12 protein-coding genes are annotated in these 12,613 nt (G+C 55.1%); 4 read left to right on the top strand and 8 right to left on the bottom strand.

Annotation, left to right across the window (positions count from 1 at the left end):
• Positions 1–11: 11 nt before the first annotated feature.
• The gene (locus HVX64_RS22470) at positions 12–938 is read right to left on the bottom strand and encodes an alpha/beta hydrolase (RefSeq protein ID WP_044257169.1); all 927 of its coding nucleotides are present in this window, start codon (positions 936–938) and stop codon (positions 12–14) included.
• A 207-nt stretch (positions 939–1,145) separates the two neighbouring features.
• Here HVX64_RS22470 and HVX64_RS22465 point away from each other — a divergent pair, with 207 nt between their 5' ends.
• Together HVX64_RS22465 and HVX64_RS22460 are read left to right on the top strand one after the other, a co-directional pair.
• Positions 1,146–1,388: a CopG family transcriptional regulator gene (locus tag HVX64_RS22465; RefSeq protein WP_161215612.1), complete on the top strand. Its 243-nt coding sequence runs from the start codon at positions 1,146–1,148 to the stop codon at positions 1,386–1,388.
• The gene (locus HVX64_RS22460; RefSeq protein ID WP_044257173.1) at positions 1,388–1,774 is read left to right on the top strand and encodes a type II toxin-antitoxin system VapC family toxin; all 387 of its coding nucleotides are present in this window, start codon (positions 1,388–1,390) and stop codon (positions 1,772–1,774) included. The genes HVX64_RS22465 and HVX64_RS22460 overlap by 1 nt, the downstream gene beginning before the upstream one ends.
• A gap of 30 nt (positions 1,775–1,804) precedes the next feature.
• Here HVX64_RS22460 and fdhE read toward each other — a convergent pair whose 3' ends face one another.
• The 7 genes from fdhE to fdnG all read right to left on the bottom strand — a co-directional run bounded on the left by fdhE (position 1,805) and on the right by fdnG (position 11,206).
• Entirely contained in the window at positions 1,805–2,734 is a 930-nt protein-coding gene (fdhE, locus tag HVX64_RS22455) for a formate dehydrogenase accessory protein FdhE (protein ID WP_042998866.1), read from the bottom strand.
• 144 nt (positions 2,735–2,878) lie between these two features.
• Positions 2,879–3,565: a response regulator transcription factor gene (locus HVX64_RS22450; protein WP_044257174.1), complete on the bottom strand. Its 687-nt coding sequence runs from the start codon at positions 3,563–3,565 to the stop codon at positions 2,879–2,881.
• Positions 3,566–3,569: 4 nt separating this feature from the next.
• Positions 3,570–5,066 (bottom strand): HAMP domain-containing sensor histidine kinase, encoded by a 1,497-nt coding sequence (locus tag HVX64_RS22445; RefSeq protein WP_044257176.1) that lies wholly within the window; start codon positions 5,064–5,066, stop codon positions 3,570–3,572.
• 17 nt (positions 5,067–5,083) lie between these two features.
• Positions 5,084–6,421, bottom strand: a complete 1,338-nt coding sequence (locus HVX64_RS22440; protein WP_181825192.1) for a VWA domain-containing protein — start codon at positions 6,419–6,421, stop codon at positions 5,084–5,086.
• 184 nt (positions 6,422–6,605) lie between these two features.
• Positions 6,606–7,241, bottom strand: a complete 636-nt coding sequence (gene fdoI, locus HVX64_RS22435; RefSeq protein WP_044257180.1) for a formate dehydrogenase cytochrome b556 subunit — start codon at positions 7,239–7,241, stop codon at positions 6,606–6,608.
• Positions 7,238–8,143 carry a formate dehydrogenase O subunit beta gene (gene fdoH, locus HVX64_RS22430; RefSeq protein WP_042998870.1) on the bottom strand — a complete coding sequence of 302 codons (906 nt, stop codon included), beginning with the start codon at positions 8,141–8,143 and terminating at the stop codon, positions 7,238–7,240. Before fdoH ends, fdoI begins: the two co-directional genes overlap by 4 nt.
• A 12-nt stretch (positions 8,144–8,155) precedes the next feature.
• Positions 8,156–11,206, bottom strand: a complete 3,051-nt coding sequence (gene fdnG, locus HVX64_RS22425) for a formate dehydrogenase-N subunit alpha (protein WP_080721738.1) — start codon at positions 11,204–11,206, stop codon at positions 8,156–8,158.
• Between the two features lie 192 nt (positions 11,207–11,398).
• On the opposite strand from fdnG, the gene fdhD reads away from it, so the two are divergent.
• Together fdhD and HVX64_RS22415 are read left to right on the top strand one after the other, a co-directional pair.
• Positions 11,399–12,235, top strand: coding sequence for a formate dehydrogenase accessory sulfurtransferase FdhD (gene fdhD / locus HVX64_RS22420; RefSeq protein ID WP_044257184.1), 837 nt, complete (start codon positions 11,399–11,401; stop codon positions 12,233–12,235).
• A gap of 128 nt (positions 12,236–12,363) precedes the next feature.
• Entirely contained in the window at positions 12,364–12,576 is a 213-nt protein-coding gene (locus HVX64_RS22415; RefSeq protein WP_042998873.1) for a DUF1471 domain-containing protein, read from the top strand.
• The last annotated feature ends 37 nt before the right edge of the window (positions 12,577–12,613 follow it).

Genomic DNA, 12,613 nt, shown 5'->3' with positions numbered 1-12,613 from the left:
AACTCCCTTCTCTATTCTTCGCTAACGGACGGGATAGTCACGCGCCAGGCGATATCCTGCATTGCGCTGCGCGCCGCATGGCTGACGCCAGCTAGCTGGAAAAAACCATGAATCACGCCGAGGTAGCGCTGGCAGGTGCAGTCGACGTGTTGGGTCGTCAGTCGCTCATACAAAAGTTCGCCTTCGTCGCACAGCGGATCAAATTCAGCGGTGATGATGTGCGTAGGCGGTAAGCCGCTGAGATCATCTCGCCAGAGCGGGCTGGCTTCGGGATGCTGGCGATCGGTATGGGGCATATACATCTCATACCCGGTTAGCAACGTGTCGCGGGTAATGATGTAGTCCAGACCGTTGCGGGTATAGCTCTCACATTTTGCGGTCGCGTCGAGCATCGGGTAGATCAGCATCAATTGTGCGGGCAGCCATTGCTTTGCTGCCTTCAGGCGCAATGCTGTCACCAGCGCCAGGTGTCCGCCCGCACTGTCCCCGGCAAGCGTGATGTGCTGGCGTTCAACGCCAAGCTGTTTCGCATATTGCCAGATCAGGTTGGCCCCTTTTTCAGCATCGTCATGCGCCGCAGGAAACGTGTGTTCTGGCGCGAGGCGGTACTGTACGGCAATCACCCGGCAACCGCTGGTATGCGCCAGTTGCCGCAACTGATTATCGTGGGTGGCAAATCCGCCGCTCACGAAACAGCCGCCGTGGTAGTAAATAACGCAGGGCAGAGCGCCCGAAACGTGGCGCGGCGATACGACGCGCAGCGTCATCCCCTCCAGCTCAACATCGCTGACTTCTACGCGCGTTTCGGTCTCTCCGGCCAGCACGGTACTGGCGATATAGCCCGCTCTCCGGTCATCAATATGTTGCCGTCGAGCAGAAGGGCGACCCGCTGCAATAAATTCCTCGACCCGTTGTGCAATCCCGTTTTCAAGCGCCATTTTCTTAATCCCTTAAATCTGTATGAATATACAGTGTTATAACCTGGTTTTTCATGAAAGAGAATGGTGGATTTGGATCAGGGTGAAATTCTGGAAAGCGCCTCGCAAAAGGAAAAGTCACTACGGGGATCGCTTTTTTCCTGCTTGCCGACGGTGTATGTTGTTTGAAAATTATTCGCCAATGATATACTGGAGGTATATGTGAGCATAATGGCTGGAATGGACATGGGCAGAATATTACTCGACTTATCCGATGAGGTGATCAAACGCCTTGACGATCTCAAGCAGCAGCGGAATCTGCCCCGTGCGGAGTTGCTGCGCGAAGCGGTTGAACAGTACCTTGAAAGGCAAGGCCAGGCTGAAACCACAATTTCCAATGCGCTGGGGCTCTGGCAGGGTTGTGAGGAAGACGGCGTTGAGTATCAGAGGACGCTGCGCGAGGAATGGTAATGCAAAAGGGACCCGTGTTGTTCGATACCAATATCCTGATTGATTTATTTAGCGGGCGCCAGGAAGCACAGCAAGTACTGGAAGCGTATCCGCCGCAGAATGCCATCAGCTTGATTACCTGGATGGAAGTCATGGTGGGGGCAAAAAAATACCATCAGGAATATCGTACGCGTGTGGCATTGAGTGCGTTCAATATCATCGGTGTATCACTGGAAATTGCTGAGCGAAGCGTGAATCTCAGGCAGGAATATGGGATGAAACTTCCGGACGCGATCATTCTGGCTACCGCGCAGATTCATCGGTTTGCGCTTGTGACGCGCAACACCAGAGATTTCGCGGGGATACCTGGCGTCATTACGCCTTATCAGTTGCAGGCCGGACGATAAGCACCGTCCGGCATCACCTGTTGAAGGCGTTTACTCCCCTTCTCCCGGGAACAGGAACGGGTTGATGGAACTGCGGGCGAAGCCTTCTTGCTCCATGCGCGCGTCCAGTACCAGCGACGCGAGGTCGTCGGCGACGGCTTCCACTTTCGGGTCTTTTTCCTGATAGAGGATCTTAAGGTAGGTTCCACAGTCACCGCAGCTTTCGGCTTTGATTGCCGCCTGCTCATTGTCCAGTGACCAGTAGTGCAGATCGCGGCTTTGCTCGCAGTTGCTGCATTTAACACGAACCACATGCCACTCGGTTTCACAAAGGTTGCAGTGCAGATAGCGCAGTCCCTGGGTGGTGCCAATTTGCACCATGCTGGAGACCGGCATCGAGCCGCACACCGGGCAGTACTGACGTTGTTCGCCGTATTCCGCGCGGGCTTTACCCGGGATAAGGCTGGCCATTTGCGCCCAGTACAGCGACAGCGCGGCCCAGATGAACGGGGCCTTATCGCTGCTGACCGCGGCGAAATCGGAGGCAAACAGAGCGCTGGCCATCTGTTCCAGTTCCTGTTCGGAGGCTTTTTCCAGATTTTCGATCACCGCCAGCGCCGGGCCGCTCATCTCCGGTTTCAGTTCGGCGATCAGCGAGTGCAGCAGTTTCTGCCAGTGCTTATCGCGTGGCAGAACGTGGATATCCAGCGGCGGCTTACCCTGATCGTTGGCTTCTTTGATGCGTGCAGTGAGATCCATCTGCAATGGATGGTCATACAGCACCACTTCCTGGGCATGGGCGATCAGCGCAGCAAAGCGCAGGTAATCTCCCAGCGGGTTATTCTCAGCCAGTTCGCGCAGACGCTCGGCGCGACGGTTATACAGATTTTTGAGCCGGGGGAATAATAACGGTGGAATCATATCCGTCGCGCGTTTCTCGCTCTTTTCCAGCTCATCTTGCGGGATGATACGAATGCTCATTCAGTCACTTCCTGGTTAGGCAGATTTAGCTAGGTGTAATCCGCTCTGTGAATTGGCGGGCATTTCGCGCCCGCGCTGGTGAATGTCATTAATGATAACCGCAATCGGCCTGCGGGTTATAGCGGTGACATCGCAATGTGTGCGTTACGATACCTGATATCGATACCCCAGACCATGCACCGTTCGGATTAGCTGCGGCTGATTGGCATCCTGTTCGATGACTTTGCGGAGCCGGGAAATGTGCTGATCCAGCGTACGGCTATTGGGCAAATAGTCGTACCCCCACGCCGCATCGAACAACATATCGCGCGTAACCACCTGATTTTTATGACGCTCAAGACAGCTTAAAATGCGAACTTCCCGCAGCGTCAGCTCCAGCTTTTGTTCGCCGCGCCAGGCGCACAGTTCATTCGGTAACACCGTCAGGTCGCCAAAAGCAAAACTGAGGTTAGGCTGCGTGGCGCTATGGTTTAAACAACGACGGGCGATGGTTTTTATCCGCGCCCGCAGTTCATGAATACCAAACGGTTTGCTGATGTAGTCATCTGCACCCAGTTCCAGCCCCACGACACGGTCGATCTCCTCATCTTTGGCGGAGAGAAACACGATGGGAATGTGTTCGTTCTGGCGGCGAATTTCCCGGCAGACGGTATAGCCATCCATTTCGGGCATCATGATGTCTAACAGCACAAAGTCCGGTTTGTCGCGATGATAACTCTCCAGCGCCGCGCGCCCGTTCGGTGCTGCTATGATCGAATAACCCTCGCGCGACAGTGCATCCACCAGACCCTGGCGGATGTTTGCATCATCTTCGGCAATCAGTATCTTCATATTCTCATCCCTGCGGCAGCGTAAGGGTAAAGCGGACGCCTGGCTCTTGCGCCGTTACCTGAATCTTTCCGTGCAGGCGTTGCGCCAGTTGGCAAGCGATGGTGAGCCCAATACCGGTACCTGAAACACCCTCGGTAATGGAGGATTTGACCCGATAAAACGGGCGGAAGATCAAGGACATCTCATTTTCCGCAATACCGGGACCATAGTCGCGAACGGCGATCTCCACGTTTTCCGCAACGTGTTCAACGGTCAGATCCACGCGCTGGCCCTGCGAAGCGTATTTTTCGGCATTACTGAGAAAGTTGCTGACAATTTGCGTGATCACGTCGCGATCGCTGTGCAATATCAGATTCTCAGGGCAGGACATGTGAATCGTCATGCCTTTAGCCTGCAACGCAGGCGTAAAGATCTGCGTAATTTCTGTCATCAGACGGCGGAGATTGACTGGCTGAAGATGCAGTTTCGGTGCGCGCGTAAAGGTCAGGATATTCTGGATAAGCCGTGATAACCGCTGGCCTTCCTGAGTGATCACATCCACATAGCGTCGCTCATGCGTTTGTTCATCATCCAGCCCTTCGCGCAGCAGTTCGGCATAGAGCGTGATGTTGGTCAGCGGTGTTTTCAGTTCGTGTGACACCTGGCTGACAAAATCGACCTGCTGGCGCGCCTGACGCGCCGCGCGGGTATATTCCCGCCACAGCGAGACGCCCAACAGTGCGACGGCGAGAAGCAGCAGGACGATTAATGCGCCGCCCCACAGCCAGATATGCCAGAGCGGTGCGTTGACGCCGTAAGCGCTGACCTGCCACGTTGTGAGTGGATACGCCAGCGTGCGGGAGTCCATTAAAGTGAGCCGCCGCAGATCCGCCTGCGCGTTCTGATAAAGCTGACGGCCGTTTTCCGTCACCCTGACAATCTGCTGCGGATCCCCCGGGTTCACCTGTATGCTGTTCGCCATATCCATCATCAGCTGTACCCAGGAGAGGCGAAAGCCGATGATCGCCCCGTCTTTCTGCCGCCAGTAGATCAACAGCGGTTCCGGAGTCTCAAAACTAATAAACCAGCCGGCCTGCGGCGTGTCCTGCTCGCTTTGCGTCATATGACTGGCAAGTTGGCTGGGATCGTTGACCAGCGGGCTGAGCAGGCGTACCCACTCTTTATCCTTGTTGCTCAACGGCTGACGCTCATCGGGGTAAAGGAGATGATTTTTCCGCAGCATAAAGACGTCGGCAATGTCGCTGTCGTTCTCTTTAAGCGCGCTGAGGGTGGCGACCTCTGCGGGGTCGATAAAATCGCCAATCGCATGCAGGCGGGAGGCTTTTTGCTGCAGAATATTTTCGATCCCCCTGGCGACGCTGGCGGTTTGCGATTTCGCCAGGGTTTGGGTCTGGTACTGACGCAACAAGACTTCATGTTCCAGAGTGCGAACGCCCAGGTAAGCAAGCAGAATAAAAAACATCAATGTAATGACGAGATAAATCGGCTTGCGTCTGAACATCCAGCACTCCTTGTGGATCAGTTCGATTTCGAACTCTGGTTTTTGGTTTTATAACTCTGTTCTTTCAGCGACTTGCGCGACGCTTCTTTGCTTTCGCTTTCCATCCTGTCCAGCAACTTAAGATTTTCCTCTGCGCTCGCCTGTGCCTTCATTCTGGCGGCCGGTGCGCTAAGCGGTAACGCGCTGAGTGTACTGGAGTTATCGCGCAGGATCGCTTTCGCCTCGTCCATTTTGCCTTCATCGATGAGCTGTAACGCCTGCTCATTCTGAATGGCGGATTTCTGAATGGCGGAATCGACGATCACATCCTCCACCTGCGCTTTCTGAACCTCGTTGGCTGAGGCGGTATAGCTGACGGCCATCTTGTCATCCCAACGCTCTTTCTGCCCGGTGGCGAGGTTGTTATAGCTGACGTTGACCTCAGCGAGCGGCTTGCTTTGTGCGGCCTGGCCTTTCGCCGGCAGCACTTCCAGCATGACATATTTCTCCTGATTGGCGTAAAGCTGGTTCAGTTTAACGGTCACCGTGTTGTCGCGGATTTCACCTTCACGCCCCAGCAGGCGAAGTGGCTTAACGTTGTCGGCGACGTTAATTTGCACCACCACATCCTGAGCGACGACGGACATGACATCGCCAAATTCATGGGCAAATGCCTTCTCCAGGGCATCGGTGTTTTGTACAAACACGTGGTTGCCATCGCTGTACTGGGCAATCGCCGCCATCAGATCTTCATTGTAGCCTTCGCCAATACCCATCGTCGTGATGGCAATCCCTTTGCGGGCGGCAATCTTACCCAGTTCTGCCAGCTCGCTGGTGGAGGAAGGGCCGATGTTCGCCTGACCATCAGACAGCAGGATGATGCGGTTAACATGGGCCTTATCGAGGAATTTACTGTTTTCTTTGATACCGCGGCTGACACCGGCAAACAGGGCAGTACCGCCGCGTGCGGTCAGTCGTTCACGGATTTGGCTGATAAGTTTCGCTTTATTGTCGACTTTGGCCGCCGGCACAATGACATCCACGACGTCGTCGTAAATCACCACCGAGAGCGTGTCCTGGGCGCTTAAAGTGTTCACTGCCATTACGGCAGCTTCTGTGGCTTGTTCGATACGCTCGCCGCCCATAGAGCCGGAGCGGTCAATCACCAGCGCGAGGTTGATCGGGCTGCGTTTGGTTGCATGCAGCGGGAAACCCGTCAGTGATACTTTGAGGTAGTTTTTGTCCTGGCTGTTTTCCAGCACCAGAGGGGAAGCCAGTTCGGATTTAATCGTCACTTTCGGCGCGGGCGGTTGTGCCGCTGTTGTTGTCGCAAGCAGTCCCATTGCCAGGGCTGCGAAGAGGTGTTTGAGATTCACGGTACGTCTCCTTGTCTTAAGAATCGACTCCATTCTTATGCGACCGTAACGTCGGTTGGTCTGTAATCTGTATAAAGTTGTCAAAAAGTTGTCAAAACGGCCTGTCAGGCCAAAAATATCCCTTAAAAAAACGCCGGAAACTCAGTCTCCGGCGTTATCTTATCGGTTCACGAACAGCCCTTGCTTACGACTGGGTCTTATCCTGTTTTTCGCGAACTTCACGGTACCAGCGCGGGTGATGCTTCTTCGCCCAGGAGCGGGTTACCCAGCCCTCTACCATCGCGGTAATAGTACCTTTTACCCACAGCGCGGCGTAAATATGCACCATGATAACCACAATCAGCGCGACGGCGGCAAATGAATGCAGCATTAACGCGAAGCGGATCACCGGAATGGAGAACGCTGGCGCAAAGTACGGACGCCAGATGATCACACCGCTCACCAGCAGCAGCACCAGGAAGATAATCGCCGCCCAGAACACGCATTTCTGGCCGAAGTTATACCGCCCGGTGTCACCCACCTCTTCGTTGACGACAATCTTGCGAATGTTCTTCGCCCAAAAAATGTCATCCCGGTTAATCAGGTTGTGGTGCCAGTAACGGAAGAACATGATGATGAACGAGGCAAACATGATGACGCCCACAAACGGGTGCAGAATACGCGCCAGTTGCGGTGTGCCCATGATTTGCATCAGCCAGTTGAAGGACGGGAAGAAAAAGCCCAGCCCGCTCACCGCCGCCAGCACGAAGCAGAAGGCGGTGACCCAGTGGTTGATGCGTTCCGGCGCGGTGTAGCGCACGATGGTGTCACGTCTTTTCATTTGCGCACCTCATCGTCTTTCTCTTCATGCAGGTTGTTCTCTTCCTCATCCGCACGGTTTGGACCGACACCGACGTAGTGGAAGATGCTGGCCGCAAAGGTCGCGGCAAAGCCGACCGCTGCAAGAGGCTTCCAGATCCCTTTCCAGAATTTCACGGTGGCGCTGATTTCCGGGTTCTCCGGCAGACCGTGGTACAGATTCGGTTTGTCGGCATGGTGCAACACATACATCACGTGCGTCCCACCTACGCCCGCCGGATCGTACAGGCCAGCATTGTCGTAACCACGGGTTTTCAGTTCTGCCACACGCTCGCCAGCCAACGTTTTCATGTCCTCTTTGGAACCAAAGTGGATAGCACCCGTTGGGCAGGTTTTCACGCAGGCCGGTTCCTGGCCAACGGTCACGCGGTCAACGCACAGCGTACATTTATAGACGCGGTTGTCTTCCGGGTTGAGTCGCGGCACGTCGAACGGGCAACCGGCGATGCAGTAACCACAGCCGATGCACTGCTCGGACTGGAAGTCGACAATCCCGTTGGCATACTGAATGATAGCGCCTTCTGCCGGACACGCCTTCAGGCAGCCCGGATCGGCGCAGTGCATACAGCCATCCTTACGGATCAGCCATTCCAGTTTGTCGTTCTGCTCCACTTCCGAGAAACGCATCACGGTCCAGGATTTAGCGGTTAAATCCGCCGGGTTATCATAGACCCCGACGTTGCTGCCGATCTCATCACGGATGTCGTTCCACTCTGAACAGGCCACCTGACAGGCTTTACAGCCGATGCAGGTGGTGACGTCAATGAGCTTCGCCACTTCTTCCTGGAAGTCCCGCGCCTGAGGCGCGGGGGTGAGACCGTTAGTCGCGGAACGACGGATAATGTCTTGCGATTGATAAGCCATAAGTCGTCTCCGTTACACCTTTTCCACGTTCACCAGGAAGGACTTAAATTCCGGCGTTTGTGAGTTGGCATCGCCCACCGATGGCGTCAGGGTGTTCGCAATAAACCCTTTCTTCGCCACACCTTCATAGCCCCAGTGAATCGGAATACCGATAGTATCGATATCCTTACCGTCTGCCTTCAGCGTGCGAATACGCTTAGTCACCACTGCTTTGGCTTTGATATAGCCGCGGTTAGAGGAGACTTTAACAGTGTCGCCATGGGCGATACCGAGCTTGTTCGCCAGCGTCTCGCCGATCTCCACAAATTGTTCCGGCTGCGCGATAGCGTTAAGCAGCGCATGCTTGGTCCAGTAGTGGAAGTGCTCGGTCAGACGGTAAGTGGTTCCGACGTACGGGAACTTATCGGCTTTACCTAGCGCTTCGGCGTCGCCCTTAAAGATACGGGCGGCAGGGTTGGAGATCACGTTCGGGTGCAGCGGGTTGGTACCCAGCGGCGTTTCAAACGGTTCGTAGTGTTCCGGGAATGGACCTTCCGCCATCTTGTCGAGAGCGAACAGACGTCCCATCCCTTCCGGTTGCATGATGAACGGCCCGACGTCGCTGCCTGGCGCGGCGGCGCTGTAGTCCGGAATGTCCATCCCGCTCCATTTTGCGCCGTCCCATTTCAGGATCTGGCGCTTTGGATCCCACGGATTACCCTGCGGGTCAGCGGAAGCACGGTTGTACAGGATGCGGCGGTTCAACGGCCATGCCCATGCCCAGCCCAGCGTATTGCCCAGACCGGACGGATCGGCGTTATCGCGACGCGCCATCTGGTTGCCTTCCGGCGTCCAGCTACCGGCGAAAATCCAGCAGCCACTGGAGGTGGTGCCGTCGTCACGCAACTGAGCAAACGAGCTGAGCTGTTGGCCTTTCTTGACGATCACTGCGCCCGTTGCCGGGTCGATGAGATCGGCCAGCGCTTTCCCGTTACTCTCCATCGCCACTTCTTCCGATGCCGGTTCATGTGGGGTGGAGTAGTTCCAGGTCATGCTCAGCACCTGTTCCGGGTTGGCACCGCTCTGCTCAGCATACATTTTGCGCAGGCGCAGGAAGATACCGGCCAGGATTTCGCCGTCGGTGACCGCGATCCCCGGAGCGTCTGCGCCTTTCCAGTGCCACTGCAGCCAGCGACCGGAGTTCACGATCGAGCCGTTCTCTTCGGCGAAGCAGGTGGACGGCAGGCGGAACACTTCGGTCTGGATTTTCGACGGATCCACATCGTTCGACTCACCGTGGTTTTGCCAGAAGGTGGAGGTCTCGGTGTTGAGCGGATCGATCGTCACCAGGAACTTCAGTTTGGACAGTGATGCGATCGTCTTGTTTTTGTTCGGGAATGAGGCAACCGGGTTGAAGCCCTGGCAGATATAGCCATTGACCTTACCCTCTTTCATCATCTCGAAGTACTGCAGCACGTCGTACCCTTTGTCCCACTTCGGCAAGAAGTCAAAGCCCCAGCTATTTTCCGCTGTCGCTTTATCGCCGTAGAAGGCCTTCATCAACGAGACGAAGAATTTCGGGTAGTTGCCCCAGTAGTTGACCTGGTCTTTCAACAGCGGTTTTGGCGTGTTCGCGGCCAGATACGTTTGCAGGTCCGGCTGTTTTTCATTCGGTAGCGTCAGGTAACCCGGCAGGCTTTGTGACAGCAGGCCTAAGTCTGTCAGCCCCTGAATGTTGGAGTGGCCGCGCAGGGCATTAACGCCGCCGCCTGCCATCCCCATGTTGCCAAGCAGCAACTGGATCATCGCCATGGTACGAATGTTCTGCGAACCGATGGAGTGTTGTGTCCAGCCGAGGGCATACAGGAACGATGCGGTTTTGTCTTTCGCGCTGGTTTCCGCAATGTACTCGCAGACTTTCAGGAAGTCGGCTTTTGGCGTACCGCAGATATTTTCCACCACGTCCGGCGTGTAGCGGGAGACGTGCTGTTTCAGCAGGTTCCAGACGCAGCGCGGGTGTTGCAGGGTGGTATCGCGTTTGGCAAAGCCCTCTTCGTCCAGCTCATAGTTCCAACTGGTCTTGTCGTACTTGCGTTGATCCGCGTTATAGCCAGTGAACAGGCCATCTTCGAAGCCGAAATCTTCACGCACGATCAGGCTGGCGTTGGTGTAGGCCTCGGTGTATTCGCGGTTATATTTTTCGTTCGTCAGCAGGTACAGCATCACGCCTGACAGGAAGGCAATGTCAGTACCAGAACGGATTGGGGCATAGAAATCGGCCACCGACGCCGTACGCGTGAAACGCGGATCGATCACAATCAGCTTCGCGCCGTTGTGAATCTTCGCTTCCATCGCCCAGCGGAACCCGACCGGGTGTGCTTCAGCGGCGTTACCGCCCATCACCACGACGAGGTTGGCGTTCTTAATGTCGACCCAGTGGTTGGTCATCGCACCGCGACCAAATGTTGGAGCAAGACTTGCTACCGTTGGTCCGTGTCAGACACGCGCCTGGTTGTCGACCGCGAGCATACCGAGCGCGCGGGTGAATTTTTGCGTTAAAAAGCCGGTTTCGTTACTGGACGCGGAAGCACACAGCATCCCGGTAGACAGCCAGCGGTTAACGGTAACGCCTTCAGCGTTTTGCGCAATGTAGTTGGCATCGCGGTCTTCTTTCATCAGTTTCGCGATGCGGTCAAATGCCTCATCCCAACTGATTTGTTGCCATTTATCCGAGCCTGGTGCGCGGTATTCCGGGAATTTGAGGCGACTTTCGGAGTGGATGAAGTCCACCAGACCGGCCCCTTTCGGGCAGAGCGCACCACGGTTGACCGGATGGTCCGGGTCACCTTCGATATGGAAGATTGACGCTTTGGCGTTTTTTGCACCGTCGCCGAGGCTGTACATCAACAGCCCACAACCAACGGAACAGTAAGTGCAGGTATTACGGGTTTCGCGGGTGCGCAGCAGTTTATATTGCCGGGTTTCCGCGAGCGCTACGCCGGGCGCGAAGCCCAGTGCTGCCGCCGTGGTGCCTGCCATACCGCCAGCGCAGATCTTAAAGAACTGCCTTCTGCTGACCTGCATGGTTTGCTCCTTTTTCGACATTGTCACATCCCTTTCACATTCATGTTGGTGAGCGCTCAGGGTGTGGTTGTTATTTTTCTTTGCGGACGGGACCGCAAAGGTCCAGAATTGGGTTAATTCCCCCCATCCAGGAGGGGCTTGCGACAGAATACCACAATGTTGGTACGTGTGTTCTTATACGGTTAAAAGAAAGTGAATAAGATACATCCAAAAGAAGTCGGAAATGTGATTAATGTCACAAGCTCTCGCCAGGTTAACCTTTGGAAGCGTGAGGATTTGCATCACCCTCAGCCGGATGAGGTCGCTGAAGAGGTGCCCGTGGCGCTGGTTTATAACGGCATTTCTCATGTTGTCATGATGGCCTCGCCGAAGGATCTGGAACATTTTGCAGTCGGTTTTTCCTTGTCTGAGGGGATCATTGACAGCCCGCGCGAGATCTATGGCATGGATGTGGTTCCCTCCTGTAATGGACTTGAAGTCCAGATCGAGCTTTCCAGTCGCCGTTTTATGGGGCTGAAAGAACGCCGTCGCGCGTTGGCCGGACGCACCGGCTGTGGCGTGTGCGGGGTTGAGCAGCTCAATGACATCGGTAAACCGGTGCAGCCTCTGCCGTTTACCCAGACTTTTAACCTCGCCAGACTTGATCACGCATTAAGACATCTGAAAGATTTTCAGCCTGTGGGGCAGCTCACCGGGTGTACGCACGCTGCGGCGTGGGTGATGCCATCGGGTGAACTGGCGGGCGGACATGAAGATGTCGGTCGACATGTTGCGCTGGATAAACTGCTGGGGCGCCGTGCCGCCGAAGGCGAAAGCTGGGTGCCGGGAGCGGCGCTGGTTTCCAGTCGCGCAAGCTATGAGATGGTGCAGAAGTCTGCGATGTGCGGCGTTGAGATTCTGTTTGCGGTCTCTGCTGCCACCACGCTGGCGGTGGAAGTCGCTGAGCGCTGCAATCTGACGCTGGTGGGGTTCTGTAAGCCAGGCAGGGCGACCATTTATACTCATCCGCAGCGTTTAATCGCTGAGTGATTTTGATTCAATTAATTTGAATGAAACGGGCAAATCCTTCCGCTTTTAGTTGTCTGAGTAACGGCCTATTATTTATCACATCAAGGCACGGTGCCTTACTTAAACAACTAAGTTAAAGGGTTTATATCATGAAAAGCATCAAAACTTTTGTCGCAGTTATCGCTCTCGCTACCTCTTTCGGTTCTTTTGCTGCCCAGTCTGTGACCGCGACCGGTTCTACTCTGGAAAGTGCTGAAGCAAAAATCGCCGCTCAGGCTGAACAGGCTGGTGCAAGCTCCTATAAAATCACTCAGGCTTACACCGGTAACCGCGTGCACATGACGGCGGAACTGCTGAAATAAGTTCATCTCCATTGTCGAAAGAGCGCCCTTGAGGCGC

Origin of the sequence: Citrobacter sp. RHB20-C16 (assembly GCF_013890155.1) — a bacterium.
Classification (GTDB): domain Bacteria; phylum Pseudomonadota; class Gammaproteobacteria; order Enterobacterales; family Enterobacteriaceae; genus Citrobacter_A; species Citrobacter_A amalonaticus.
Note: the sequence above shows the minus strand (reverse complement) of the source record. Positions and strands in the feature narration are given on the sequence as shown.